General features: G+C 68.2%; 22 protein-coding genes. 11 read left to right on the top strand and 11 right to left on the bottom strand.

Annotated features, from left to right (window positions below; genetic code table 11):
- Positions 1-9 precede the first annotated feature (9 nt).
- The 4 genes from ACLQ3C_RS13740 to ACLQ3C_RS13725 form a co-directional block, all read right to left on the bottom strand.
- A complete protein-coding gene (locus ACLQ3C_RS13740; protein WP_425705626.1) occupies positions 10-768 on the bottom strand; it encodes an ABC transporter permease in 759 nt (252 codons plus the stop codon).
- Entirely contained in the window at positions 765-1520 is a 756-nt protein-coding gene (locus ACLQ3C_RS13735) for an ABC transporter permease (RefSeq protein ID WP_425705625.1), read from the bottom strand. Before ACLQ3C_RS13735 ends, ACLQ3C_RS13740 begins: the two co-directional genes overlap by 4 nt.
- Entirely contained in the window at positions 1517-2383 is an 867-nt protein-coding gene (locus tag ACLQ3C_RS13730; RefSeq protein ID WP_425705624.1) for an ABC transporter ATP-binding protein, read from the bottom strand. The genes ACLQ3C_RS13735 and ACLQ3C_RS13730 overlap by 4 nt, the downstream gene beginning before the upstream one ends.
- 234 nt (positions 2384-2617) lie before the next feature.
- On the bottom strand, positions 2618-3145 hold the full coding sequence (locus ACLQ3C_RS13725) for a DUF6611 family protein (RefSeq protein WP_425705623.1): 528 nt from the start codon (positions 3143-3145) through the stop codon (positions 2618-2620).
- Positions 3146-3548: 403 nt separating this feature from the next.
- On the opposite strand from ACLQ3C_RS13725, the gene kdpF reads away from it, so the two are divergent.
- The 7 genes from kdpF (at position 3549) to ACLQ3C_RS13690 (ending at position 12404) form a co-directional block, all read left to right on the top strand.
- Positions 3549-3647: a K(+)-transporting ATPase subunit F gene (kdpF, locus tag ACLQ3C_RS13720; RefSeq protein WP_425705622.1), complete on the top strand. Its 99-nt coding sequence runs from the start codon at positions 3549-3551 to the stop codon at positions 3645-3647.
- Between the two features lie 4 nt (positions 3648-3651).
- Entirely contained in the window at positions 3652-5514 is a 1863-nt protein-coding gene (kdpA, locus tag ACLQ3C_RS13715; RefSeq protein WP_425705621.1) for a potassium-transporting ATPase subunit KdpA, read from the top strand.
- 8 nt (positions 5515-5522) lie between these two features.
- Positions 5523-7661: a potassium-transporting ATPase subunit KdpB gene (kdpB, locus tag ACLQ3C_RS13710; RefSeq protein WP_425705671.1), complete on the top strand. Its 2139-nt coding sequence runs from the start codon at positions 5523-5525 to the stop codon at positions 7659-7661.
- Between the two features lie 8 nt (positions 7662-7669).
- On the top strand, positions 7670-8296 hold the full coding sequence (locus ACLQ3C_RS13705) for a potassium-transporting ATPase subunit C (protein WP_425705620.1): 627 nt from the start codon (positions 7670-7672) through the stop codon (positions 8294-8296).
- Positions 8297-8338: 42 nt separating this feature from the next.
- Entirely contained in the window at positions 8339-10891 is a 2553-nt protein-coding gene (locus ACLQ3C_RS13700) for a DUF4118 domain-containing protein (protein WP_425705619.1), read from the top strand.
- Positions 10884-11582 carry a response regulator gene (locus tag ACLQ3C_RS13695; protein WP_425705618.1) on the top strand — a complete coding sequence of 233 codons (699 nt, stop codon included), beginning with the start codon at positions 10884-10886 and terminating at the stop codon, positions 11580-11582. The genes ACLQ3C_RS13700 and ACLQ3C_RS13695 overlap by 8 nt, the downstream gene beginning before the upstream one ends.
- 72 nt (positions 11583-11654) lie before the next feature.
- Entirely contained in the window at positions 11655-12404 is a 750-nt protein-coding gene (locus ACLQ3C_RS13690; RefSeq protein ID WP_425705617.1) for a maleate cis-trans isomerase family protein, read from the top strand.
- 4 nt (positions 12405-12408) lie between these two features.
- Here ACLQ3C_RS13690 and ACLQ3C_RS13685 read toward each other — a convergent pair whose 3' ends face one another.
- A complete protein-coding gene (locus tag ACLQ3C_RS13685) occupies positions 12409-13191 on the bottom strand; it encodes a maleate cis-trans isomerase family protein (protein WP_425705616.1) in 783 nt (260 codons plus the stop codon).
- A 58-nt stretch (positions 13192-13249) separates the two neighbouring features.
- Here ACLQ3C_RS13685 and ACLQ3C_RS13680 point away from each other — a divergent pair, with 58 nt between their 5' ends.
- The 4 genes from ACLQ3C_RS13680 (at position 13250) to ACLQ3C_RS13665 (ending at position 17414) form a co-directional block, all read left to right on the top strand.
- Positions 13250-14692 (top strand): amidase, encoded by a 1443-nt coding sequence (locus ACLQ3C_RS13680; protein ID WP_425705615.1) that lies wholly within the window; start codon positions 13250-13252, stop codon positions 14690-14692.
- Entirely contained in the window at positions 14689-15192 is a 504-nt protein-coding gene (locus tag ACLQ3C_RS13675; RefSeq protein WP_425705614.1) for a DUF3830 family protein, read from the top strand. Before ACLQ3C_RS13680 ends, ACLQ3C_RS13675 begins: the two co-directional genes overlap by 4 nt.
- 13 nt (positions 15193-15205) lie before the next feature.
- Positions 15206-15952, top strand: coding sequence for a GntR family transcriptional regulator (locus ACLQ3C_RS13670; protein WP_425705613.1), 747 nt, complete (start codon positions 15206-15208; stop codon positions 15950-15952).
- A gap of 64 nt (positions 15953-16016) precedes the next feature.
- A complete protein-coding gene (locus ACLQ3C_RS13665; protein ID WP_425705612.1) occupies positions 16017-17414 on the top strand; it encodes an MFS transporter in 1398 nt (465 codons plus the stop codon).
- Between the two features lie 143 nt (positions 17415-17557).
- On the opposite strand, the gene ACLQ3C_RS13660 is transcribed toward ACLQ3C_RS13665, so the two are convergent.
- From ACLQ3C_RS13660 to ACLQ3C_RS13635, 6 genes are all read right to left on the bottom strand, one after another.
- Positions 17558-18298, bottom strand: coding sequence for a hypothetical protein (locus ACLQ3C_RS13660; RefSeq protein WP_425705611.1), 741 nt, complete (start codon positions 18296-18298; stop codon positions 17558-17560).
- A 123-nt stretch (positions 18299-18421) separates the two neighbouring features.
- Entirely contained in the window at positions 18422-19612 is a 1191-nt protein-coding gene (locus ACLQ3C_RS13655) for a M20 family metallopeptidase (protein WP_425705610.1), read from the bottom strand.
- Positions 19609-20826 (bottom strand): PLP-dependent aminotransferase family protein, encoded by a 1218-nt coding sequence (locus ACLQ3C_RS13650; RefSeq protein WP_425705609.1) that lies wholly within the window; start codon positions 20824-20826, stop codon positions 19609-19611. Before ACLQ3C_RS13650 ends, ACLQ3C_RS13655 begins: the two co-directional genes overlap by 4 nt.
- A gap of 47 nt (positions 20827-20873) precedes the next feature.
- Complete coding sequence (locus tag ACLQ3C_RS13645; protein ID WP_425705608.1) at positions 20874-22067, bottom strand: M24 family metallopeptidase; 1194 nt, start codon at positions 22065-22067, stop codon at positions 20874-20876.
- Positions 22068-22096: 29 nt separating this feature from the next.
- Complete coding sequence (locus tag ACLQ3C_RS13640) at positions 22097-23590, bottom strand: NAD-dependent succinate-semialdehyde dehydrogenase (protein WP_425705607.1); 1494 nt, start codon at positions 23588-23590, stop codon at positions 22097-22099.
- Positions 23587-26577, bottom strand: coding sequence for an FAD-binding and (Fe-S)-binding domain-containing protein (locus ACLQ3C_RS13635; protein WP_425705606.1), 2991 nt, complete (start codon positions 26575-26577; stop codon positions 23587-23589). Before ACLQ3C_RS13635 ends, ACLQ3C_RS13640 begins: the two co-directional genes overlap by 4 nt.
- Positions 26578-26583 lie beyond the last annotated feature (6 nt).

Below are 26583 nucleotides of genomic sequence, written 5' to 3'. Positions count from 1 at the left end.
GTGTCCGGATCAGGTGACCCGGGTGGTGACCCGACGTTCGAGGACCCGGGCCGCGGTGAAAACGAGTAAGGAGACCACCGAGGCGATCAGGGCGGTTCCCCATGCGCGGTCGGCATTCTGGTAACCCTGCGACTGGCTGAACAGTGCGCCGAGTCCGTGTGAGCCCATCAGGAATTCGGCCAGCATCGCGGCGAGAATGGCCGTCGGCGCCGTGATACGCACCGACACTGCCAGATTGGGCAGGGCGTGCAGAAGCCCGACGCGGCGGAACAGTTGCCATCTGCCGCCGCCCAGCGACGCCACGAGATCGTCGTCGACCGCCGGAATCGAGTTCAATCCGGACAGGGTCAGCACGAATGCCGGAAAGAACGAGATCAAGATGGTCGACGCGAGAACGGCGGTGTCGCCATAGCCGACGACGCGGGCGATGATCGGGATCATCGCGGTCAACGGCACCGATCGCACCACCAGCGCTGCCGGCGTCACGACGCCGGAGAGCGCCGAGGACCACCAGACGAGTACCGCGCCCACAAATCCGACGACGGTGCCGCCGATCAACCCACCGATCGACATCCCCAGCGTATACAGCACCGGATCACGGTAGGCGTGGAACTGGGTGACCACATCGGCGATCACCGACCACGGGCGCGGCGCAACCGTGGAGGTGTATCCGTTACCCAGAACCCACAGATCCCAGGCGACGAGGATTGCCGGCACCGGCCAATAGTGCGCGATGCGGACCAGCGACGCCCATATCCGAGACCTCATGTGAACCTCCGCATGCCGATGCGCTGGATCTGAACGAATACGAGATACGCGACGAGGGACATGACCGTGGCGGCCAGCGCCGCCGACCACAGCAATGTCATCTGATAGTTCTGCATCGCGCTCACGATGATCAGGCCCAACCCTTTTGGTGCACCGAACCATTCGCCGATCGTCGCGCCGAGGATCGCGGCCGGTGCCGCCAAGGTCAGTCCGTCGAGGAGGGCGGGGACGGCGTGCGGGTACTCCAACCGGCGTAACCGTTGCCATCTGCTCGAACCCATCACCGAGAACAGATCCTGATGGCGCCCGTCGGCGTCGGCCAGGCCGGCCGTCGTCGCGACAAAGGTGACGAAGCCGACGCTCAGCGCAGCAATGACCACCGGGGTGTTGGTGCGGCCGACCGTCGTGATGAGCAGGGGTGCCAGCGCAATCGTGGGGATGGCGTTGAGAAGTGCTGCCAGACGGTCGAATCCGGGACGCAGGACCGGAATGATGAGGCCCAGTGCGGCTCCGATGACCGCGACGACCGCGCCCAGGACGAAGCCCTTGGCAGCGGAGGTCAGCGTGTCGATGGCGTTGCTGCGGATCAGTTTCCATCCCGGTTTCGAGAAGGCGTAGTCGACGATCTCCGACAGCGGCGGCCACGCCTTTCCTGCGACCTGTGTCTTCCCGACGATCTCGACCGCCGCCAGCAACAGCACACAGCCGGCGATGGAGTAGAGCAGCCGAATGGCAGATCTGCTCGCGATCACGCCGTGGTCGCCTTCACTTTTCCATGTGCTGGATCGACCGGGTCGCCGTCGAGCATCGTCGTCAATTCGTCGACGAGCTCATGGAATTCGGCGCTGCGGGTGATGGACTTGTCGCGCGGACGATCGAAGTCGATCTGTTGGATCGCCCGGATCGAGCCCGGCCGTTTGCTCATGACCACGATGCGGTCGGCGAGCAACAGGGCTTCGTCGACGTCGTGCGTGATGAGGACGGTGGTGATGCGTTCTTCCGCCCAGATCCGGGCCAGCTCGGCGTTCATGCGTCGGCGCGTGACCGCGTCGAGCGCGCCGAAGGGCTCGTCGAGGAGGAGCAGGTCGGGGCTCAGGGCGAGTGCCCGGGCAATCGAGACCCGTTGGCGCATACCGCCGGAAAGCTGTTTGGGACGGGCCTTCTCGAAGCCTTCCAGGCCGACGAGTTCGATCAGCGAGTCGACGCGGGCGTCGTCGACCTTGCGGCCGGCGACCTTGTACGGCAGCGCGATGTTGCTGCGGACCGAAGCCCATGGCAGCAACGCATGCTCCTGGAAGGCGACTCCCAACCGATGTTGCGCCGCGAGTTTGCGTGGTTGTGCCCCGAAGATCTCGATTGTGCCGGCGGTGGGGGAATCCAGACCGGCCAACAGGCGCAGCAGGGTCGATTTGCCGCAGCCCGACGGGCCGATCACCGCGATGAATTCGCCCTTGGCAACACTGAGGTCGATGGGGGAGAGGGCCGACAGGGTTTTACCGCGACCCATCGAGAACGATTTCTCGACGCCGGTGATGGTGACCGCGCTGTCGCCGCCAGAGGCGGGAGGTACACAGTCGATCTCCGCCGACCGTGAAAAGTCAAGCGTAGTAGACATTGCCAACTCCATTTCGAGGGATGGTGGCCATTCGTCAACTGTCCACAGGGGCCGCGCTGCCACCCGAGTTGAACTAACCAGTTCAAAAGGTAGGGCCGTTGTGTTTCCAGCGCGTGACGCCATGGTGCAATGGCGTTACGTTCCATCCGCGGGAGGAGATCACCTATGTCGAACGCCGCCCGAATTGGCGAACGCCGCTGGTACACCAGCGGCGTTCACCAATTCAGGCAGCGTTTACCGGGTCGGCTGCCGACGCACGGGTCGGCGGAGTAGCTCGGCCATCTCGGCGTGACAGCCGGCCCAGATCACCTCGTAGCGCACCTCGTCGATGCGGCCGTCGTGCAGGTCGGCGTCGGCCTGGCGTAGCCGGCCGGAGATGCGTCGGATCATCGCGATGTTCGCCAGCGAGGCGGGGTCGGCGTCGGGGCCGGTCCAGCCCTCGGTCATGACCGACGCGTGCCGCACCCGGCGGGTGCGCTCGGCGACGACGACCGCCAGCGCCACCGAGAGGGCGATCGCCACCGCGAATGCGACGACGAGGGCCGAACCCAGGTAGCCGCCGACGAAGGCGGTGATCAAGAAGATCGCCGCCACCACCGCGGGCAGCCACCGCCACATGCGCATCCACCGGCGCTGCTCGAGCGAGGTGCCGGGTGGGTAGAGCACCATCCGGTCGCGCACCCACTGGCGTGCGTAGCCGACCTGTACATAGCCCCATCGATGCTCGCCCGCGACGATCCGCCGGGCCGGTGTGTTGATCATGACCTCGGTGTAGCCCCGGCGAGGCACCCGGCGTAAGGGGTTCTCACGCGATCTCGACGCCGCGACCGGCGATTTTGACGGGGCCTTGACGCGCCCATGACATGGACTTCTGCCTGGCCGCCGGAAGCTCACCGGCAAGCGGCGAGAAAGTCTCGTCAACATCGGCGCCTGCGGCGTATGGAACGCGTTAAGGAGCTTCGCAGGGGGCCCACATCGAGCGCAGAGTGGTTCTGCGCACCGGCTGCCGGCCGGTGTATGCCAGGGCGCCAACCGTATTGGCCGCCTTGGCCGAGGTTCTCGATGAGGAGTGAAGAGTGGCTGATTTCCTGTACGTCCTCGCGGTGCTCGTGGGGTTCGCCCTCTGCGTGCTCGCGGTGCGCGCGGTCGACGTGCGGACGCGGCGATGACCGCCGACGGGACGATCAACATCGTCCTGCTGGCGCTGGCGGTACTGACCGTCGGATATCTGATGTACGCGCTGATCTTCCCGGAAAGGTTCTGACTCGATGAACCCCGCCCTGGCGGCCACCCTGCAGGTGGCCCTCCTCCTCGTCGTCCTGGGCCTGGCGTACGTGCCGCTCGGCGACTACATGGCCGGCGTCTATCGCAGCGAACGCGACCTCGCGCCCGAACGCCTGCTGTACCGCATCGCCCGCATCGACCCCAAACGGCAGCAGACGTGGACCGGTTATGCGCTTGCGGTACTGGCCTTCTCGACGGTCAGCGTGCTGTTCCTCTACCTGCTGCAACGCATTCAGGGACTGCTGCCGTGGGCCGACCACAAACCGGGGATGAACCCGGCGACCGCCTTCAACACGGCGGTCTCCTTCGTCTCCAACACCAACTGGCAGTCGTACTCACCCGAGGCGGTGATCAGCAACCTCACCCAGATGATCGGTCTCGCGGTGCAGAACTTCGCGTCGGCGGCCGTGGGTCTCGCGGTCGCGGTCGCCCTGATCCGCGGGCTGGTGAATCGCCGCGGCAACGGGCAGATCGGCAACTTCTGGGTGGATCTGATTCGCGGAAACCTGCGAATCCTGTTGCCGCTCAGCATTGTCGTCGGCATCATCCTGATCACCCAGGGCGCGGTCCAGTCGTTCCGGACCGGCTTCGACTTCACGACCCTCGGCGGTACATCGGCGCACAGCCCCGTCGGACCCTTCGCGTCGCAGGAGGCGATCAAGGAACTCGGCACCAACGGTGGTGGCACCCTCGCGGCCAACTCGGCGCATCCGTTCTCGAATCCGACGCCGCTGAGCAACATCGTGGAAATCATTGCGCTGCTGATCATCCCGGTCTGCCTGACCCGCACATACGGCACGCTGGTCGGCGACCGCCGACAGGGCTACACGCTGCTCGGCGTGATGGCGTCGCTGTGGGGCATCATCCTGGCCGTCACCTGGTACTTCGAGTCGCACACAAACGGAATCGCCGCGCAGGCGGCCGGCGCCATGATGGAGGGCAAGGAACAACGTTTCGGCATTCCGGCGTCGGTGCTGTTCGCGGTGTCCACGACGGGCACGTCGACCGGCGCGGTCAACGCCGCGCACGACAGTCTCTCCGCCGGCGGCGGCGGTGCGGTGCTGTGGAACATGCTGCTCGGCGAGGTCGCACCCGGCGGCGTCGGATCGGGGCTCTACGGCATCCTGATGATGGCCGTGGTGACCGTCTTCGTCGGCGGCCTGCTGGTCGGCCGGTCCCCGGAATTCCTGCGAAAGAAGATCGGGCAGAACGAGATCACCATGGCCGCCCTGTACGTGCTGGTGATGCCGGCGCTCGTGCTCATCGGCGCGGGTATCACGGTGATCCTTTCCTCGACACTCGACGCGCAGGGTAACAGCGGCCCCGCGGGCAGCGCCGGCTCCATCCACGGATTCAGCGAGGTGCTCTACGCCTTCGCATCGGCGGCCAACAACAACGGCAGTGCCTTCGGCGGACTCACCGTCACCAGCGACTGGTTCCAGACGGCACTGGGCTTCGCGATGCTCCTCGGCAGGTTCCTGCCGATCGTGTTCGTGCTGGCGCTCGCCGGCCTGCTGGCGCGGCAACGCCCGCGCGGCCTCACCGCCGACGACACCGCGCCGCTCGGTGACGTGGCATCGACGACGGCGGCCCTCGGGTCGGGACCGACACCGGCCCACGGGGTCTCGGCGTCGACCGCGGGCGGCGGACGTACCGCGACCGCGGTGAAGGAGCCGGTGCGGGCTGATACCGGCGCGACAGACGCCGCACCGGCCGATACCGCCTCGACCCTGCCGACGCACGGACTTCTGTTCGGGGCGTTGCTGTTCGGAACCGTCCTGCTGGTCGCGGGACTCACCTTCTTCCCGGCGATGGCGCTGGGACCGATTGCGGAGGCTGCTCTGTGAGTGTGGACATGATCGACCGGACCGACGGGACACAGCAGCCCGCGCACGAGCCGGAGGAGACACCGGAACTGGTGTCGGGCGGCGCATTCGACGTACGCACCCTCCTCACCTCGCTGCCGCAGGCCGTGCGGAAACTGAATCCGCGCGATCAGGCCCGTAACCCGGTGATGTGCGTGGTGTTCGGCGGTGCGATCGTGACGACCGTCCTCGCGATCTGGCGGCCCTCGTGGTTCGCGTGGCTGATCGCCGCCTGGCTGTGGTTCACCGTCGTATTCGCGAACCTCGCCGAGGCTGTCGCCGAGGGCCGCGGCCGCGCGCAGGCCGACAGCCTGCGAAAGGTCAAGCGCGACACCATGGCCCGCCGCATCGAACCGGACGGCTCGATCGTCGAGATACCCGGCGGCGACCTGAAGGTGGGCGACCGCATCGTCGTCGAGGCGGGTGAGGTGATCGCCGGTGACGGCGACGTCATCGAGGGTATCGCCACCGTCGACGAGTCGGCGATCACCGGCGAATCCGCCCCGGTGGTGCGCGAATCCGGCGGTGACCGGTGCGCGGTCACCGGGGGCACGGTGGTGCTCTCCGACCGCATCGTCGTCGGCATCACCACCGCACCGGGAGAGACCTTCGTCGACCGGATGATCGCCCTCGTCGAGGGCGCCGCCCGCAAGAAGACCCCCAACGAGATCGCACTGGACATCCTGCTCGCGAGCCTGACGGTGATCTTCCTGCTCGCGGTGGTCGCGGTCGGCCCGATGCAGCAGTACGCCGGGCAGACACCCGACCCGATCAAGCTGATCGCACTGCTGGTCTGCCTGATCCCGACAACCATCGGGGCGCTGTTGTCATCGATCGGCATCGCCGGAATGGACCGCCTCGTGCAGCGCAATGTGCTGGCCATGTCCGGGCGTGCCGTCGAGGCCGCCGGCGACATCGACACCCTGCTGATGGACAAGACCGGCACCATCACCTTCGGCAACCGCCGGGCCACCGAGATCTTCCCCGGCCCCGACACCACCACCGCCGAACTCGCGGTGGCCGCCTACCGGTGCAGCCTGGCCGACGACACCCCGGAGGGTCGCAGCATCGTGGACCTGTGCCGGACCGACCACCAGGTGGCGCCGATCGCCGCCGGCGACGCCACATCCGGTGATGCGCCGAGGTTCGACGACGCGGGCGCGCGCATCGAGGTGGTGCCGTTTACTGCCGAAACACGCATGAGCGGAATCGATCTCGACGAGGGCCCCACCCGCACCGCCTACCGCAAGGGCGCCGCCGACGCGGTCGCCCGCTGGGTCGCCGGACTGGGCGGCTCGGTACCGGAGATCGTCACCGCGCGCGTCGCCGAGATCTCGCAGGGCGGCGGCACGCCGTTGCTGGTCGCCGTCGACGACCGCGACGGCGCACGGGTGCTGGGCACCATCCAGCTCTCCGACGTCGTCAAACCCGGCATGAGCGCCCGGTTCGCGCAACTGCGTGCGATGGGCATCCGCACGGTGATGGTCACCGGCGACAACCCGCTGACCGCGCAGGCGATCGCCGCCGAGGCCGGTGTCGACGACTTCGTCGCCGAGGCCACCCCGGAGGACAAGCTGGCCTTGATCCGCTCCGAGCAGTCGGGCGGGCGGCTGGTCGCGATGACCGGCGACGGCACCAACGACGCCCCGGCGCTCGCCCAGGCCGACGTCGGCCTGGCGATGAACACCGGCACGTCGGCGGCCAAGGAGGCCGGCAACATGGTCGATCTGGATTCGGACCCGACCAAACTGATCGAGGTCGTCGCGATCGGCAAGCAACTGCTGATCACCCGCGGTGCGCTGACCACGTTCTCGCTGGCCAACGATCTCGCGAAGTATTTCGCGATCCTGCCGGCCATGTTCGCGGTCATCTACCCGCAGCTCGGCGTGCTCAACATCATGCACCTGCATTCGGCGCAGTCGGCGATCGTCTCCGCGATCGTCTTCAACGCCCTGATCATCGTCGCGCTCATCCCGTTGTCGTTGCGCGGCGTCAAATACCGGCCCAGCTCCGCGTCGCGGCTGCTCGGCCGCAACCTCCTGATCTACGGTGCCGGCGGCGTCATCGCGCCGTTCCTCGGCATCTGGCTGATCGATCTCGTGGTCCGTTTCCTTCCGGGAATGGGGTAAGGAATCCGATGAACACCGTCCTCTCCACCTTCGCGCGGCAATGCGTCGCCGCGATCGGTGTGCTCCTCGCGCTGACCGTGATACTCGGCGGCGCCTACCCGGCGGTCGTGTGGGCGGCCTCCCGCCTGGACACCCACGCCGCCGAGGGCACGCAGGCGATCGACCAGCGGGGCTGCGCGGCCGGGTCGTCGAATATCGGGATCGACCCGAAACCCGCGGCCGGACAGCCCGATTCGTTCCTGCACGCCCGCGTACTCGGCTCCGACGACGATCCGATGGCGCCCGGCGACCCGTCGGCGTCGGCGGCCTCGAATCAGGGGCCGGGCAGCGAGTCCCTGGCCACCGAGATCGACGCGCGCCGCAAGGTGATCGCTTCGCGCGAAGGGGTGGCGCCGGCGGCGGTGCCCGTCGACGCGGTCACCGGCTCCGGGTCGGGGCTCGACCCCGACATCAGTCCGGCGTACGCGCACCTGCAGGTGCCGCGCATCGCGGCCAACAGCGGCCGTACCCCCGCGCAGGTGCAGGCGGTCATCGACGAGCACACCGACGGGCGGCAGTGGGGTTTCCTCGGGCAGCCAAGGGTCAACGTGCTCGAGGTCAATCTCGCTCTGGGCCACACGGTGTGCCACTCGTGACGGTGCGCCGGGTGACCGGCACCGGCGGATAGACTCGGGTCCATGGTTTCTGCTGCCGACGCCCGGGGCACGCTCGAGGTCTTCCTCGGCTGCGCCCCGGGCGTGGGCAAGACCTATGAGATGCTCGCCCATGCGCACGATCTGATCGCCGAGGGCGCCGACGTGGTGATCGCCGTGGTCGAGTCGCACGGGCGCAGCGCGACGGCAGGTCTGGTCGAGGGCATCGAGGAGATTCCGCGCCGGAGCGCGGTGCATCGCGGAACACACCTCGAGGAGATGGATCTCGACGCCGTCCTCGCCCGCCGCCCGCAGGTCGCGCTCGTCGACGAGCTGGCCCATTCCAACGCGCCGGGATCGCGGAATGCCAAGCGGTGGCAGGACATCGACGAGCTGCGCGACGCCGGGATCGACGTGCTCACCACCGTCAACATCCAGCATCTGGAGAGCCTCAACGACGTCGTCGCGCAGATCACCGGCGTCACCCAACGCGAGACCGTCCCCGACGCGGTGGTGCGCGCCGCCGATCAGATCGAGCTCGTCGACATCGCCCCGCAGGCGCTGCGGCAACGGTTGTCGGCGGGCAAGGTGTACCCCAGTGGCCGGATCGACGGGGCACTGTCGAACTACTTTCGCCAGGGCAACCTCACCGCACTGCGGGAACTGGCGTTGCTGTGGCTGGCCGACCGGGTGGACGACAGCCTCGCCGATTACCGTGCCGCACATGCCATCACCGCCACGTGGGAGGCACGCGAGCGGGTGGTGGTAGCGGTCACCGGCGGCCCCGAGTCGCCGACCCTGGTCCGGCGCGCCGGGCGGATCGCGTCGCGCTCGAGCGCCGAGCTGATCGTCGTACACGTGGTCCGCGGCGACGGGCTGGCCGATCGTTCGACCGGCGACCTCGGCGAACTCACCGAGCTCGCCGCAGGCATCGGCGCCCGGGTGCACACCGTCGTCGGCGACGACATCCCCGCCACGCTCCTGGAGTTCGCGCGCGGCGTCAACGCCACCCAACTGGTGCTCGGCACCTCCCGGCGCCCCCGCTGGAAGCGGATCTTCGACGAGGGCGTCGGCGCCACCGTCGTGGCCAGCAGCGGGCGCATCGACGTCCACATGGTCACCCATGAGGAGACCGCCAGACGCAACCGGCTCGACATCCGCGACACCCGCTTCCACCGGCCGCTGAGCTGGGTGCTGGCCGTCGTCGTGCCGCTCGTGGTGACCGGGATCCTCGCCCTCCTCGACCGCTGGCTGGGCTTCGCCAGTGAGACGGCGCTGTTTTTTGTGACGGTGCTGGCGATCTCGATGCTCGGCGGTGTCGCACCGGCGGCGCTGTCAGCGGTGGTGTCGGGTCTGCTGCTGAACTACTTCTTCACCGCACCGCGCTTCACCCTGACCATCAACGAGCCGGACAATCTGATCACCATCCTCGTCATGCTGGTCATCGCGATAGCGGTTGCCGCGCTGGTCGATTCGGCCACCGTGCGGCGCGTGCAGGCGCAGCGGGCCACCCGGGAGGCGGAGCTGCTGGCGGTGTTCAGCGACGCCGTCCTCGGTGGCGCCGACGTGCCGGGCCTCCTCGGACGTGTGCTCGAGACCTACGATCAGCGCGCGGTGTCGGTGGTGCGACGGCACACCGATGGCACCGTCGAGGTGGCCGCAGCAGTGGGCGACGGGCCACCGCAACGCGATTCCGACGCCGACGCCGTGTTCCCGGCCCGCGGGGACGAATACGAGCTGCTGCTGATCGGGCCGCGGCCGCAGGCCCAGGACCGGCGGGTGCTCACCGCCGTCGCCACGCAGGCGGCCGCGGCCCTCGAACGCGCCGGCCTCGAGGCGGACGCGGCCGCCGCCCGCGCCCTTGCACAGACCGACGAACTGCGGCGCGCGTTGCTCTCGGCGGTCAGTCACGACCTGCGCACGCCCCTGGCCGCGGCCAAGGCGGCGGTGTCGAGTCTGCGCAGCGAGGAGGTCACGTTCTCACCGGAGGACACCGCCGAATTGCTCGCCACCATCGAGGAATCCGCCGATCAGCTCACTGCGCTCGTCGGTAACCTCCTGGACTCCTCGCGGCTCGAGGCCGGAGCGATCCGCCCCAACATGTCCCGCACCTACCTCGTCGAGGTGGTACACCGGGCGGCCAACCGCAGCGGTCCGGTCGCCGCGGAGATCGGGTTCCGCTTCGGGCACGTGTGGGCCTGGACCGACGGCGGACTGCTCGAGCGCGTGCTGGCCAACCTGATCGACAACGCCGTCCGCCACGGTGGCGGACAGGTCGAGGTCACCACCTCGCTCGACGAGACCGACCCGGCGACGCCACGTACGATCATCGAGGTGATCGACCACGGCCCCGGCATCCCGATCGCCCGACGCGAGCAGATCTTCGACGACTTCCGCCAGGGCTTCGACCGCAACGGCTCCGACGGCGGTGTGGGACTGGGTCTTTCGGTGGCGCGCGGATTCACCTCGACCCTCGGTGGGCACCTGGCCGTCGTCGACACCCCGGGCGGCGGCACGACGATGGTGGTCGATCTGCCGGCGGCCGAACCGGACGATGCGGCCCCGGCTCCGAGCGAGGAGGGGATGGCGCGTGGGTGAGCGGGCGCGGGTCCTCGTCGTCGACGACGAGCCACAACTGTTGCGCGCGTTGCGAATCAACCTGAAGGCACGGGGCTTCGAGGTCACCACCGCGGCGACCGGCGCCTCGGCGCTGGCCGCGGCCGCCAAGACCAATCCGCAAGCGGTGGTGCTGGATCTGGGGCTGCCCGACATCGACGGGTTCGAGGTTCTCGCCGGTCTGCGCGGCTGGACCAACGTGCCGGTGATCGTGCTCTCGGCGCGCGGCGAGGCCGTCGACAAGGTGGCCGCGCTCGACGCGGGCGCCGACGACTACGTGACCAAGCCCTTCGGGATGGAGGAATTCGTCGCCCGGCTGCGTGCGGCGATCCGGCGTGGCGCGGGATCGACCGGGGAGACGGCCGACAATCCGGTGATCGACGCGGGCGCGTTCACCGTCGACCTCGGCGCGAAGGAAGTCCTGCGCAACGGGCAGCGGGTACACCTGACGCCCACCGAGTGGGGCGTGCTGGAGATGCTGGTGCGCAACGAGGGCAAACTGGTCGGCCAGCGGGAGATCCTCACCGGCGTGTGGGGGCCGACGTACACCGCGCAGTCCAACTATCTGCGGGTGTACCTGGCCAGTCTGCGCCGCAAACTCGAGGAGGACCCCGCCCACCCGACACATCTGATCACCGAAGCGGGGATGGGATATCGGTTCGTGCGGGAGTGACCCGGATCGCGTAACCCAAAAATCACACGGCGCCGGATTGTCGACAATCCAACAACGTGCCATCATGCCTGCATGACGGTGCAATTCTCCGTACCCGGCGAGGGACAAGCGGATCAGGTCGGCATCGGGATGGTCTGCCCGTTCGACATGGCCCTCGACCGGGAGCTGTGGCGGTGGATGCCCGATCACGTGTCGCTGCATTTCACCCGCACCGGCTATCTCGACCGGCCCGTCGACGTGGACATGTGCCGACAACTCAACGACCACGAGCAGATCGCGTCGGCCGTCCGCTCGTTGTGCGCGATCCGCCCGGCTGCCTTCGGATACGCCTGTGCCTCGGGCAGTTTCGTGGACGGGATCGGCGGTGCCCTGGCATTGCGCGACTGCATGCTGGCCGCCGGCGCGCGCCGGGCGGTCACCACCTCGGAGGCACTGTTGCGCGCGCTGGACCTGATGTCGATCGGGCGCATCGCGGTCGCCACCCCGTACACCACCGACCTGACCGGACTGCTGTGCGCTTTTCTCGCCGAATCCGGACGGACGGTGGTCGCCCAGTCCGGTCTGGGCCGCGATCACGACATCTGGACCATTCCGTATTCGGTGACCAGTGAGCTGATCCGGGCCGCCGACCACCCCGACGCCGACGCGATCTTCGTCTCGTGCACCAACCTGTGGACCTACGAGATCCTCGCCGCGATGGAGGCCGAACTCGGCAAGCCGGTGCTCTCGGCGAATCAGGTCACCGCATGGGCGACGCTCGTCGACGCGGGCGTGCTCGCCGAGGGTGCGCCCGGGCAGTCGCTGTTCGCCAGGGCCGCTTGACCATTCAGGAGTGGACGGCCACACCCGTGAACAGGGAGCCGAGCGGCGCCGACGGGATCGGCACGCCGGCCAGCCGCAAGCCCTGCCATACGGTGACCTGATTGGCCGTGAGCACCGGTATCCCGCAATCGGTTTCGAGGTCGGCCAGCCACGCTGCGGTGTGCAGGGCGGTGTCGGGGACGAGGATCGCGTCGGCGTCGGGACGGACTCCGGCGCGCACCATGGCGAAGAGCTGATCGCCGTCGAGTTCACCGGCCTCGGTCGCGGTCTCGATGTGATGAGAACGCCACGCCGCCACCGTGATCCCGGCGTCGCCGAGGAAGTCGACGAAGCCCGCCGCCACCTCGGGCGGATAGGAGGCGACCACACTGACCGTCGTCGCGCCGAGATGTGCGCAGGCCGCGGCGAAGGCCAGCGACGTCGACGACGCCGGGACGCCGCAGGCCTGCGCGAGAGCGTCGGCCTGACGGTGCGCGCCCGCCCAGCCGTAGAGGAAGCTCCCCGAGGTGCAGGCCCACATCACCGCATCCGCCGACAACGCCGCGGCACGGCGTGCTCCCTGCGCCAGACGATCGGCCTCGCCGACGGCACGCATCGCCTCGACCGTGTGCTCGTCGGAGTCGATGTCGGTGATGATCACCGGTAGCCGTACCGTTGCGACGCTTGCTTCCTCGGCTGCCTGCCCGGTTGCGGTCATCCCGCCCAGGGCCGACTCGATGAGCGGATAGTCGTTCTCGGCGGCATGGCCCGGATAGAGCACGGCCACGGTGTGTGTTTCTGTTGTCACCACTGAACCTCCCAGGTAGATTGTCAACAATCTAACAATGTCTCGACCGGGAGGTGCGATGACGGATTCCGTGCGTTGGATGTCGGCGACCGATCTCGCATCGGCCTACGCCGACGGGACGTTGTCACCGGTGACGGTGGCCGACGAGTTGCTGGCGACGATCGGCGACGTGGACCGCCGGCTCAACGCGTTCTGCCTGATCGACGCGGATACGACGATGGCCGCCGCCCGCGCGTCGCAGGCGCGGCATCGGACCGGTAAAGCCCTCGGCCCGCTCGACGGGGTGCCGGTGACCATCAAGGACCTGCTGCTCACGGCCGGCTGGCCCACCCTGCGCGGCTCGTTGTCGATCGCTCCCGACTCGTCTGAGTGGACCGAGGACGCACCGGCCGTCGCTCGGCTACGGGAGGCCGGGGCGGTGCTGTTGGGCAAGGTCACCACCCCGGAGTTCGGCTGGAAGGGCGTCACCGACAGCCCGCGGACCGGGATCACCCGCAACCCGTGGGACACCGACCGCGCCGCCGGCGGATCGAGTGGTGGCGGGGCCGCGGCGGTGGCCGCCGGGCTGGGTCCGCTCTCGGTGGGCACCGACGGCGGCGGCTCCATCCGCATCCCGGCCGCCTTCTGTGGGATCGTCGGGTTCAAGCCGACACTCGGGCGGGTGCCGATGTATCCGGCGAGCCCGTTCGCGCCGGTGGCGCACGTCGGGCCGATGGCCCGCACCGTCGCCGACGTGGCCGCACTGCTCGACGTCATCGGCCGGCCCGACCCGCGGGACTGGGCCGCCCTGCCTGCCCCGACGGAGAGCTTCGCCGCCGCGGTCGCCGGCGCGCCGACGAGCTTGGCGGGGATTCGCGTCGCCTACAGTCCCGATCTGTCGTTCGCATCCAATGACCCAGCGGTGCAATCGAATACCGACGCGTGTGCCGAGGTGCTGCGTGGTCTGGGGTCGGTGGTCGACAAGGTGGATCTCGGCTGGGACGACCCGGTGTGGGCGTATCACGTCATCTGGTTCGCCGGCGCGGCCAAGGTTGTCGGCGCGCTCGACCCGCCCGCCCGCGAGCGCGTCGATCCCGGGCTGCTGGCCGCGTTGGAGCGGCACCGGGACTTCAGCGCTGCCGACTACGTCGACGCCACGGCCCTGCGCATGGATCTGGGCCGGCAGATGGGTGTGCTGCACCAGGATTACGACGTGCTGCTGACACCGGCCATGCCGACCCCGGCGATCGAGGCCGGTGTCGACGTGCCGCGCGGCTCGGCGTCCCCGGACTGGGCATCCCAAGACTGGACATCATGGACGCCCTACACCTACCCGTTCAACCTGACGGGGCAGCCCGCGGTCACGGTGCCCAGTGGGCTCGCCGCCGACGACGGTGCGGTGTTGCCGACCGGGGTGCAGTTCGTCGGTGCCCGGCACGCCGATACGACCGTCCTGCAGGTGGCGTCGGCGTACGAGGCCGCCGCGGCATTCGAGGGACTCGACCAGAGGGGAATGCGGTGAGCGACCGATTCATCACGATCACGCTGCACAAACGCGGTGTCAGCGCCAGGGCGCGTCTGCTCGACGACGAGGCCCCGCGGACTGCCGAAGCGATCTGGGCTGCGCTGCCGTTGGGCGATCAGGTCTTTCACGGCAAGTTTGCACGCAACGAGATCTATACGCTGACCCCGGCGTTTGCCGAGGTGGAGCCCGGTCCGGAGAACACCACGGTAACGCCCATTCCCGGTGATCTGTGTTACTTCACGTTCGACGGTATTCTCGACAACCCCGCCTACGGGTACGAGATGGATTCCGCGCCGGCGCAACACCGGCTGCTCATCGACCTCGCAGTCTTCTACGGGCGCAACAACCTGCTGGTCAACGGCGATGTGGGTTGGGTGCCCGGCAACGTGTTCGGAACGATCGTCGACGGACTCGACGAGTTCGCGGCGGCCTGTAACGACATCTGGATGGGCGGAGCGCGCGGTGAAAAGCTGACATTCAGCCGTGCCGACGAGTAAGAAGGAGACCGATATGGTCGATGCACAACCGCGAACACCGGGCGGGTCGGTGGCCGAACGCAAACGCGTGCTGGCTCCGATCGTGCAGGAATCGACACCTGCGATCATCGCCCGGAAGTTGCATCAGGCCATCGCCGACGGTAGTTTTCCGCCTGGTGCGCAGTTGACGGAATCGGGTTTGGCCGCCGACCTGGGGGTCAGCCGGGGTCCGTTGCGCGAGGCGATGCAACGTCTCACCGCGGAGGGTCTGCTGGTGAGTCATCGCAACCGAGGTCTGTTCGTCGTCCTGATGGCCGATGAGGACATCCGGGACATGTACATAGCGCGCACCGCGGTCGAGCGGGCGGCAATCGAGCAGATCATCGGCAACGATGACCCGGAATCGGTTGCGGCGCTGAACGACGCGGTGACCACGATGCGTGGGTGCGTCGGGGATCCGAACGGCGAAGCCATGGCCGACGCGGATATGCGGTTTCATCAAACCTTGGTGGAAGCCGCAGGTAGTCAGCGTCTTTCGCGCCTACACGAGACGATTCGCGTCGAGACGCGGATGTGTCTGAGGGCGATGCGGGGAACGTATTCCTCGGGAAAGGAACGAATCGACGAACACCAGGCATTGGTGGACGCCATTGCGGCACGGGATGCGCAGGCGGCCGACGCGCTGATGATCGAACACATGAGGGATGGGCTGAACCGTTTGATCGGTGACGCCGCGGGCGGGCAGGAGGGGTCCGAGTCCGCGGCGAACATCGCCCTCTAGATCATCGCCCACCGATGTGAGTCAGTCCGACGACACTGGCCCCGACTTCACCAGGAAGGCACAGATGGCTACGGAAAACTCCTCGTCAACATATGAGGAGCTCGCGCCCGATCCGGATTCGCGAGCAGGGAAAGCGGTATTGCGCAAGGCGATCGCCGCATCGGCGATCGGTAACGCCACCGAGTGGTACGACTACGGCGTCTACGCCTCGACCACCACCTATCTCACCCACGCATTCTTTCCCGGACACCTCGGCACCATCGGCACGATGCTCGGCTTTGCCATCTCATTCGTGTTGCGTCCGCTCGGCGGCATGGTCTGGGGACCGATCGGTGACCGCATCGGGCGAAAGTCCGTGCTGGCGATGACGATCCTGCTCATCTCCGGTGCCACCGCGTTGATCGGTGTACTGCCCACCCACGCCGTCGCCGGTGTGTGGGCACCGATCTTGCTGATCACGCTGCGCGTCATCCAAGGCTTTTCCACCGGCGGCGAATACGGCGGTGCGGCAACGTTCATGGCGGAGTACGCGCCCGACAACAAACGTGGACGGTTCGGCTCGTTCCTCGAATTCGGTACGCTCGCCGGATTTTCCGGCGGTACCGCGATCGTCCTGCTGCTCGAACTGTTGCTGAACGACGAGCAGATGCAGACCTGGGGCTGGCGCATCCCGTTCCTGCTGGCGCTGCCCCTGGGCCTGATCGGTCTCTACCTCCGCACGCAGATGGAGGACACCCCGGTCTTCCAGGAGCTCGAGCAAGAGGACGAGATCACCGGCACGCCATGGACCCGGTTCAAGGATCTGATCCTGAACTACTGGCAGCCCATCCTGATCATGTTCGGCATGGTGATCGCGCTGAACGTCGCCAACTACACGTTGTTGGCATATCAGCCGACCTATCTGAAGAACACGATCGGGCTCTCGGAGTCGTCGGGCTCGACGGTCGTGCTGATCGGCCAGCTCGTCATGATGGCGACGATCCCGTTCTTCGGCGCGTGGTCGGACAAGACGGGCCGAAAACCGATGTGGTGGGGATCGCTGATCGGCATGTTCGTGCTGGCGTTGCCCCTCTACTGGTTGATGGGACGCGGATTCGGTTGGGCCATCGTTGGATTCGTGATATTGGGGCTGCTCTACATTCCGCAGCTGGCCACCATCTCGGCGACGTTCCCGGCGATGTTCCCGACCCAGGTGCGTTACGCGGGATTCGCCATCTCCTACAACGTGGCGACCGCGGCGTTCGGCGGTACCGCGCCACTGGTCAACGACGCCGTCGTCGACAACACCGGTTGGCTGCTGTTCCCGGCGATGTATCTGATGGGTGCGTGTGCCATCGGCATGATCGCGATGGTCTTCCTCAAGGAGACCGCGGGCGCTTCCATCCGCGGCACCGAGATCCCGGCCCGCACCGAGGATTTCGCGGTCGCCGACGTCAAGAAGGCGGCGGCGTCGTCGTCCTGAGCGCTGCTGCACATCGGTAACGCCGTCCGAATTTGCGAACGCGGCTGGTACACCGGCCGCGTTCGCCAATTCGGTCAGCGGGATGTGCGTCTTCTTTTCTCGCATCACCGCGGTGGCCGGCGACTCGCCGGGGCGGAGGTACTTCACCATTCCGTCGAACTCGCCGACGAGGCGCCCGCCCAGTCGAAGTCGGTGCGGGCCACGAATTCTCCGTCGTCGTCGAAGAATTCGTGTTGCTGACGCGGCGTCGGTAGTCCCGCCTCGATCATGAGTGCGCAACTCCATGCCTCGCCGGGACTCTCGCACGCGCCGGTGGCATGATGCAGGGCCCGGCGCGCGACTGCGACGCCGCGGCGCTTGGTCCGCAACATCTCCGTCATCCGTGCCCGGTCCGCACCGAGACGGAGAGCCGAGTCGAGGACCGTGAACGCACCGGTGAAACCCATCGGCGTCGTGCATGCGACGTCGACCGCGGTGCGTTCGATGGCCGGTAGGTCGATGCCGTCGATCGTCGTCATGTCGTCCGGCCTGATCGTGCCCACGTGATCGTGGCGGGTCGCCGTGCGTGTGCCACTGTCGGATTTGCCGAGGGTGGTGTGTATCCGGCGGAAGTTCGGCTTCAACAGGGACAGACCGTGCAGGGTGGCCGCCGACTGGTGGCTGGGGACGGCAGTGCCGAACCGGCCGAGCCGATGTGCGGCGATGACCGAGAGTCGGTGCAGTTCCTCCGGCTTGCGGGGGGTTGCGTCGACGAATGCGCCCCGGACCAGGGGAACGATGGTCCCGGCGCGGCGCGCCTTGCGGAGTTCGTCGTCGGTGAACCCGGCCCGCACGCATACGTTGCGGTAGATGATGTCGTGTTCATCGGTGGGAAATGTCGTCATACGGGATTGGACGCACCGGACGGTCGATCGGCTCCATCGACTTGTCGCGGCCTGAACTGGTGAACGCCCGCGGTGCACCGGCCGCGTTCACCAACTCGGACCGCGGTCACGGACTGAGCCGGTTCAGGAGGTCGGGCCGAGGAGCTGCAAGGCCATGCGGGTGTAAAGCCGTGCCGCGGTGAGCAGGTCGTCGATGCGGACGGATTCGTCGGGTTGGTGAGCCGCGGTGTTGATGTCGCCAGGGCCGAGGACGATCGCCGGGATGCCGAGATCGCGGCTGATGAAGCCGCCGTCGCAGGCGGCGCTCCATCCGCCGACCGACGGCTCGACGCCGAGGCCGGTGAGTGCGTCGGCCGCGGTGGCGACGAGGCGGTGGTCGGCGGGCGTCTCGAAGCCCGGCATCTCCATGGTGACCCGCACGTCGACGCCGATGCCGTCGGAATTGATTCCGGCACCGGCTATCCGGGAGCGCAGCCAGGCGGCGACGGTGTGCGCGTCCTCGTCGGGCATGAGTCGCCGATCGATGCCGAGTGCGGCCATCGGCGCCACCACCGAGATGCCCTGCCCGCCCGAGATTGTGCCGACATTCCATGTGCCGGAACCGAGTAGGCCGCCGGCGGCGTCCGTCATGGCGACGTGGTCGGCGCGGATGAGGTCGACGATCGCGGCCGCGGCGTAGATGGCGCTGCGGCCGTCGTCGGGCCTTCCGGAGTGGGCGGCGCGGCCGGTCACGTCGACCTCGATGTACGACGCACCGCGGCAACCGCGGACGATCCGCAGATCGGTGGGTTCGGCCACCACGCACCCCAGGAACTCGCCCGGGTGATCGCGCACCAGGTCGCGGACGCCGGTGCCGTGTTCCTCCTCGTCGACGGTGCACACCAGCTGCACCGGGCCGGACAGTTCGACGCCGGAGGTGGCGAGCGAGGACATGGCCGCCACGATCGCGGCCAGCCCGCCTTTCATGTCGGTGGACCCGCGGCCGGTGATGGTGCCGTCGGCGACGCGCGCGACGTACGGGTCACCGGTCCAGCCGGGCCCTGCGGGTACCACGTCGGAGTGGCCGAGGAACATCAGGCCCGGTCCGTCACCGCCCGGCAGGGTCGCCACGAGATTGGGTCGTCCGGGCGCCACCTCATGGGTCTCGACGACGAAACCCGCTTTCTGACAAGCCGTTTGAAGTACCGCAACCGCGCCGGCCTCGGTGCCGCCGGGATTCTCGCTGGCGGCCTGCACCAGCGCCACCGTCAGGTCGGTGATCTCGTCGGCATCAGGGAGCGGGCCGTCGATGGTCGTGGAGTCCTCGCCGTTCACCCCGCCATCTTCTCAAGACTGCCGGTCAGGCGCGCGATGCCCTCCTCGATCCGCTCCGGGGTGCTCGACGCGAAGCACAGCCGCAGGGCGTTGCGGAACCGGCCGCCCGGCGACAACGCGGGTCCCGGGATGAACGCGACACCGTCGGCGAGCGCCACGTCGAACAGCTCGCGGGTGTCGATCTCGGCGAATTCGCCCTGCAGCGTGACCCAGAGGAAAAAGCCGCCCTCGGGGTCGGTCGTGGTCACCCGGTCGCCCAGATGGCGGGCGATGGAGTCGATCATCGCGTCCTTGCGGGTGCGGTACAGGTCGCCCAGCGACGTCAGATGGTCGGCGAGACCGCCGCGCGCGATGTATTCGGCGACAATGTGCTGATTGGGCACGTTGGTGCAGGTGTCCATGGCCTGTTTGCCGTTGATGAGCAGCTGCCGCAGCGAGGGGTCGGCGTCGACCCAGCCGACGCGCCAGCCCGGCGCCAGGATCTTGGAGAAGGTGCGCACCGAGAAGACCAGCGGGTCGCCGGGCGAGAGCCGCTGGAAGGTCGGGATGTCCTCGCCGGCGAATCGCAGCAGGCCGTACGGGTCGTCGTCGATGATCACCGAACCCCACTGATGCGCCAGGCGCAGCAGTTCCCGGCGGCGTTCCTCGCTCATCGTTACGCCGGACGGATTCTGGAACGTCGGGATGGTGTAGATCGCCTTCGGGGTGCGGCGCGTGCGGGCCACCAGGTCGACGAGGGTGTCGATCTGCATGCCGTCGGCGTCGACGGGGACCTCGAGCAGCTGCGCGCCGTACGAGAGCGCGGTGGCGCTGCCGTTGGTGTAGGTGGGGGATTCGACGACGACCAGATCACCCGGGTCGACGAAGAGCTTGTTGGCCAGGTCGAGGCCCTGCATGCCGCCGGTGGTGATGACCAGCCGGTCGTGGCTCGACGGGTCGGCGGTGGTGGCCAGGAAGTCGACGAGCAGCTGCAGCAGGCGTGGCTCGCCCTCGGTGGCGCCATAGGTGAACGAACTGTTGTCGAGGATCTGCCCGGCGATCTCGCGGAACTCGTCGGCGGGGACGGCCTCGTCGGCGGGGGACCCCATCGCGAACCGCACGATGTCGTGGGTCTGGGCGGCGAGCAGCGACGTCGACGAGTCGATCATCGAACCCACCAGGTCCTTGGCGCGACCGGCGAGCGGGATCGTGGGTGCGGTCGGTGTGGTGGTCATGTGCGTCACCTCGCTTCTGTGTTGAGGGGCTTCTGTGTTGAGAGGGCCTACTTCTGGATCAGTTCGCGCGGGAAACTCGTGAAGGTCTCGACCCCGGTGGGGCTGACGCGCACCGACTCCGAGAGCTCGAAACCGTAGTTGTCCATCCACATTCCGCAGATGATGTGGAAGGTCATGTTGGTCTCCATGATGGTCTCGTCCTCGGTGCGGATGCTGATGGTGCGCTCACCCCAGTCCGGCGGATAGCCGATTCCGATGGAATAGCCCAGCCGCGAAGGCTTTTCGAGCCCGTACTTGGCCAGCGTCCAGTTCCAGGTGGAGGCCAGTTCGCGGGTCGGTACGCCCGGCCGGATCACGTCGAGCACGTTGTTGAGACCCTCCGCGGTGGCCTGGGCGACATAGTCGAGATCGTTGGAGGGCTTGCCCAGCGCGACGGTACGTGCCAGCGGGCAGTGATAGCGGTTGTGCACCCCGGTCAATTCGATGACCACGGCCTCGTTCGCGGCGAAAGTTCCTTGATGCCAGGTGAGATGCGGGGTGTCGGCGGCGGCGCCGGTCGGCATCATCGGCACGATGGCCGGATAGTCACCACCGAAGTCCGACGTGCCGGTGATCTGTGCCTGCGAGATCACCGCCGCCGCATCACATTGCCGCACACCGACATCGATGGTGTCGATCGCCGCCCGCATCGCCTCCGAACACACCATGCCCGCCTGCCGCATCAGCTGGATCTCGGCGTCGGATTTGACCGAACGTGCCCAGTTGACCAGTTCGAATCCGTCGACGAGCTTCCACTCGGGGATCGCGTTGTGCAGGGCCCGATAGGCTTTCGGGGTGAAGTAGTGTGAGTCCATCTCCAGCCCCACCGAACCGCCCTTGGAGGCGGGCGCGATGAGGTGGCGTTGCCGCAACGCCCATGCCACCCAGTCGAAGGGGTGCACGTGCGGGCGATGGACGTAGCTCTCCGGGTAGCCGACGATCTGCTCCGGCGGCAGCCAGGTGGTGCGATGCGCGCCATGGGCATCCATCTCGCGGGCGAAGAACAACAACTCGCCCTCGATGGGCACGAACAGCATCTGCGGGGTGTAGAACGACCACGCGTTATAGCCGATGAGATAGAACAGATTTGCCGGTTCGGTGACGATGAGCGCCGAAAGTCCTTGCAGCTCCATGGCTCCGCGCACGCGGGTCAACCGCTGCTCGTACTCGCTGTCGGTGAACAGCTGCGCGCCGAGGTACATTCGTCGTCCCCTTCGTCATCGGTGACCGGTCACCGGCGCCGGACGGGCGTCGCGGTGTATTTGACGTCGAGGAACTCCTCGATGCCGAGCCGCCCGCCCTCCCGGCCGAGGCCGGATTGCTTGATCCCGCCGAACGGTGCCGCCGGGTTGGACACCAAACCGGTGTTGACACCCACCATTCCGACCTCGAGGCCATCGGCGATGTCGGCGAGCCGATCGGCGTTCTCACTGCAAACGTAACCGACAAGTCCCCATGGTGTGCGGTTCGCGAGCGCAAGGACCTCGTCGTCGGCGGCGGTGCCCTGGCCGCCGAACGGGATCAGAGCCGCGACCGGCCCGAAGATCTCGGTGTGCACGAGGTCGGCGCCGGGATCGACGTCGGTCAGCACGGTCGGCGGGTACAGATGGCCCGGACCGTCGACCCGGCGGCCCCCACAGCGCACCTGCGCGCCTCGGCAGACCGCGTCGGCGACCAGATGCTCGACCTTGGCGACGGCCTTGGCCTCCACGAGCGGGCCGATTTCCGTGCCGGGGTCGGCACCGTCGCCGACCGACAGCGCGCTCATCCGTGCGGTGAGGGCATCGGCGAAGGCGTCGAAGATGTTGCGATGGACGAAGACCCGGTTGGCTGCGGTACAGGCCTGACCGGTGTTGCGCAGTTTGGCGACCATCAGCGCGTCGACCGCTCGGTCGACGTCGGCATCCTCGCACACGATGAACGGCGCGTTGCCGCCCAACTCCATCGACGTGCGCATGATGTGCTCGGCGGCCTGGGCGATCAGCAGTTTGCCGACCTCGGTCGATCCGGTGAAACTGACCTTGCGGGCCAGGCCCGAACTCATCCAGGCGCCCACCACCGCACCCGGATCGGACGTGGTGACGACGTTGAGGACGCCGTCGGGCAATCCGGCCTCGCGCAGCACATCGGCCAGCAGCAGAGACGTCAGGGGAGTCAGTTCGGCGGGCTTGAACACCATCGTGCAGCCGGCGGCAATGGCCGGGCCGATCTTGCGGGTACCCATGGCGAGCGGGAAATTCCACGGGGTGATCAGCACGCACGGGCCGATGGGGCGCCGGGTCACGACGATCCGGGTGCCGCCGTCGCCGGTGGTGGTCGCATCGCCACCGATCCGCACGGCCTCCTCAGCGAACCAGCGAAAGAACTCCGCGCCGTAGGCGACCTCACCGCGTGCCTCGGCGAGCGGTTTGCCCATCTCGGCGGTCATCACCGCGGCGAACTCGTCGGCGCGTTCGGTGATGAGTTGGTAAGCACGGTAGAGGATTTCGCTGCGGCTGCGCGGGCTGGTCGCGGCCCAGGCACTCTGGTGGGCGGCGGCCACGCGCAGCGCGGCGAGCGCATCGTCGGCGCCGGCATCGGCCACCGAGGTGAGAACCCCGCCGGTGGCCGGGTTCTCGACATCGAAGCGCCGGCCGGAGCGCGCCGGCGTCGGCCGGCCGTCGATGAGCAGATCGGTGGTGATGTGCTCGAAGGACGGGACCGGGCGTGATTCGGTGGTGGTCATCGGGTACCTCCGTGAGTGTCGGGTGCGGGCGCGAGCAACTCGGCAAGATGGATGCCGGTGGCATTGACGAGGGGATCGGTGGCGTCGAGGTGGTCGACGCTCATCGCGCAACTGAAGCCGTCGGTGACGACCGGCCGGTCGGGATGAGTGCGCAGGGCGGGGGCCAGCGCCTGCTCGGCGACCGCGCGGCTGACCTCGTAGTGACCGGATTCGAAGCCGAAATTGCCTGCCACGCCGCAGCATCCGTCGGCGCTGTGTACCTCGACGCCGAGTCGGGTGAGCGCCGACGTCCCGGTGCCGGCGCCGAAGGTGGCGTACTCGTGGCAGTGCGTTTGCAGGGTCACCGATTCCGGCAGCGCGGGTGGCTCGTAGCCGGCGTCGAGGAGTCGGGGCACGAATGCTGCCACGCTGAATACGCGTGCGGCAACCCGGCGGGCCGCAGGCGAATCCACCAGTTCGGGGAGGTCCTTGTGTAGCGCGGCGGCGCAACTGGGTTCCGGGACGACGATCGGCCGATCGGTGCCGTCGTCGAGCAGTTCCGCGGTGCGCGCCAAGGTCTTTCGGGCGCGGGTGAGCTGTCCGGTGGAGATCCAGGTGAGCCCGCAGCACACGTCGGCACGGCAGCCGAGCTGCTCGCCGGTCGCGCCCAGCAGGCGGGCGGTCGCGGTCGCGACGTGCGGACGGAAGGCGCGGGTGAAGGTGTCGACGACGAGGATGGTGTCGGAGCGGGCGCCGGTACGTGGCGCGGGCAGGGCGTCGAGGTGGCTGCGGACCTGGCGTCGGGTGGCGAAGGCGGGCATCGCACGGCGCCGGTCGATTCCGCCGAGCCGGGCGGCCAGGCGGCGCAACGGCTCTGCCCGCAGGGCGCGGTTGATCACCGGTGCGGTCGCGGTGGCCATCGGCAACCACATCGGCATCCAGCCCAGCGAGTAGTGCGACGCCGGTCGGACGCGCCCCCGGTAGTGATGGTGCAGGAACTCGGATTTGTAGGACGCCATGTCGACGCCCGTGGGGCAGTCAGACGAACACGCCTTGCACGACAGGCACAGGTCGAGGGCCTCGGCGACATCGGTTGACCGCCAACCGGATTCGAGGTCTGGTGCCGTGCGCACCATATCCTGAAGGACGCGCGCCCGGCCGCGGGTGGAATCCTTCTCGTCTCGGGTTGCCCGGTAGCTGGGGCACATGACGCCGCCGGTGGAACTGCGGCAGCGGCCGACACCGATACAGCCCTGCACCGCGTGGATGAATCCGTCGAGCGAATCGCCGCCGCTCCCGGCCCACGGGCGGTTCGGGACGTCGGCGAGCGCGAGGTCGGCGGTGATCGGTGCCGGGGCGACGATGGCTGTCGGGTTGAGGAGTCCGTCCCGATCCCAGATCCGCTTGAACTCGTCGAAGGCGCGCAGCATCTCCGGCGAGTACATGATCGGCAGGAGTTCGGAGCGCGCCCGCCCGTCACCGTGCTCACCGGACAGCGAACCGCCGTGTGCGACGACGAGCCGGGCTGCGGCGGTGCAGAATTCGCGCATGATGGCCCGCCCGTCGGCGCTACGCAGATCGAAGGTGATCCGCACGTGCATGCAGCCGGCGCCGAAGTGGCCGTACATGACCCCGGTGAGCCCGAACTCGTCGAGCAACGCCTCGAAGTCGACGAGGTAATCGGCGAGCCGCTCGGGTGCGACGGCCGCGTCCTCCCAGCCCGGCCACGACTCGTGCAGCGGCCCATTGCCGGCCGCGGTGATCCCGGCGTCCGGGGCCGGCCGGGCCGACAGTCCGGCGCCGTCTTCGCGTACGCGCCACAACGACTTCCGGGTGGCCAGGTCATCGACGACGGTCGCGTCCACCATCCGTCCCTGTTCGCCGAGTTCGGTCCGCAGACGGGCGATGACCGACCGCACATCCGGCTCGGATTGTGCGGCGGCACTGTGCTCGTCGAGGTCGATGAACAGCCACGCGTCGCCGGCGGGCAGGCCGGCGACGGTGTCGGGGCCACGGCGGGCGGCCATCGTGGTCACGATCTTGCCGTCGATGCCCTCGATGGCCGACGGCGCGAACGGCAAGATGGCGGGCACGTCGCGGGCCGCGTCGGCGATCGAGCGGTAGCCCACGCACAGCAGGAGCTGCGATGTCGGCGCGGGCACCAACCTGACCGTCGCCGACACGACGATCGCGCAGCCGCCCTCACTGCCGACCAGGGCGCGCGCCACGTCGAAACCGTTCTCCGGCAACAGGTGCGCCAGATGGTAGCCCGACACCTGCCGCGGGATCGTCTCGAGGTCGGTGCGCAGGATGGCGAGGTTGCGGGCGGCGAGATCGCGCATCGCCGAGCTCAGTTCGTGCGCGCGTAGTGCGGCGTGGGCGTCGGCGGGGTCGGTGGCCGCGAGCCCCGTTCGGGTGGCGGTGAGCCGTAGTCCGTCGGCGGTGACGAGATCCAGGGATTCGACATGATCGCTGGTACGGCCATGGCGCACCGAATGATTGCCGCACGCATCATTGCCGATCGCGCCGCCGAGGGTGGCGCGTGACGCCGACGATGGGTCGGGGGCAAAGGTGAGCCGGCCGTCGGTGCGTGCCTGTACCTGTGCGGCGAGTTCGGTGAGGATCACGCCGGCCTCGGCGGTGACGACGCGCCGCTGGGCGTCGAGGGCGCCGACCCGCCGCATGTGCCGGGACAGATCGATGACGATTCCGCGGCCGATCGCGTTGCCCGCCATCGAGGTTCCGCCGCCGCGCGCGATGATCGGTACGCAGTGCCGGTGGCAGAGGCGGGCGGTGGCCGCGACGTCGTCGGCATCGCGGGGAAACACCACGGCCAACGGTGGAATGCGGTAATTGGATGCGTCGTAAGAGTATTCGGATCGCCGACGGGTCGAGCCGTCGACCTCGAGGTCCGCGGCGGCGAGTTCGGCGAGCAGTGCGGTGTGCGAGGCGACGACCCGATCCGGCACAGCGGTTTCCGTCTCGCCGGGTGGAGACGTCGCGGTCATTGTCGG

The organism is Gordonia sp. DT30 (assembly GCF_049844915.1).
Classification (GTDB): Bacteria; Actinomycetota; Actinomycetes; order Mycobacteriales; family Mycobacteriaceae; genus Gordonia.
Note: the sequence above shows the minus strand (reverse complement) of the source record. Positions and strands in the feature narration are given on the sequence as shown.

Excerpts from the sequence above, each read along its gene's own strand:
- ACLQ3C_RS13740 (WP_425705626.1), bottom strand. The coding sequence starts at position 768 with ATGAGGTCTCGGATATGGGCGTCGCTGGTCCGCATCGCGCACTATTGG.
- ACLQ3C_RS13730 (WP_425705624.1), bottom strand. The coding sequence starts at position 2,383 with ATGTCTACTACGCTTGACTTTTCACGGTCGGCGGAGATCGACTGTGTA.
- ACLQ3C_RS13725 (WP_425705623.1), bottom strand. The coding sequence starts at position 3,145 with ATGATCAACACACCGGCCCGGCGGATCGTCGCGGGCGAGCATCGATGG.
- kdpF (WP_425705622.1), top strand. The coding sequence starts at position 3,549 with ATGACCGCCGACGGGACGATCAACATCGTCCTGCTGGCGCTGGCGGTA.
- kdpA (WP_425705621.1), top strand. The coding sequence starts at position 3,652 with ATGAACCCCGCCCTGGCGGCCACCCTGCAGGTGGCCCTCCTCCTCGTC.
- kdpB (WP_425705671.1), top strand. The coding sequence starts at position 5,523 with ATGATCGACCGGACCGACGGGACACAGCAGCCCGCGCACGAGCCGGAG.
- ACLQ3C_RS13705 (WP_425705620.1), top strand. The coding sequence starts at position 7,670 with ATGAACACCGTCCTCTCCACCTTCGCGCGGCAATGCGTCGCCGCGATC.
- ACLQ3C_RS13700 (WP_425705619.1), top strand. The coding sequence starts at position 8,339 with ATGGTTTCTGCTGCCGACGCCCGGGGCACGCTCGAGGTCTTCCTCGGC.
- ACLQ3C_RS13690 (WP_425705617.1), top strand. The coding sequence starts at position 11,655 with ATGACGGTGCAATTCTCCGTACCCGGCGAGGGACAAGCGGATCAGGTC.
- ACLQ3C_RS13680 (WP_425705615.1), top strand. The coding sequence starts at position 13,250 with ATGACGGATTCCGTGCGTTGGATGTCGGCGACCGATCTCGCATCGGCC.
- ACLQ3C_RS13670 (WP_425705613.1), top strand. The coding sequence starts at position 15,206 with ATGGTCGATGCACAACCGCGAACACCGGGCGGGTCGGTGGCCGAACGC.
- ACLQ3C_RS13665 (WP_425705612.1), top strand. The coding sequence starts at position 16,017 with ATGGCTACGGAAAACTCCTCGTCAACATATGAGGAGCTCGCGCCCGAT.
- ACLQ3C_RS13660 (WP_425705611.1), bottom strand. The coding sequence starts at position 18,298 with ATGACGACATTTCCCACCGATGAACACGACATCATCTACCGCAACGTA.
- ACLQ3C_RS13650 (WP_425705609.1), bottom strand. The coding sequence starts at position 20,826 with ATGACCACCACACCGACCGCACCCACGATCCCGCTCGCCGGTCGCGCC.
- ACLQ3C_RS13645 (WP_425705608.1), bottom strand. The coding sequence starts at position 22,067 with ATGTACCTCGGCGCGCAGCTGTTCACCGACAGCGAGTACGAGCAGCGG.
- ACLQ3C_RS13640 (WP_425705607.1), bottom strand. The coding sequence starts at position 23,590 with ATGACCACCACCGAATCACGCCCGGTCCCGTCCTTCGAGCACATCACC.
- ACLQ3C_RS13635 (WP_425705606.1), bottom strand. The coding sequence starts at position 26,577 with ATGACCGCGACGTCTCCACCCGGCGAGACGGAAACCGCTGTGCCGGAT.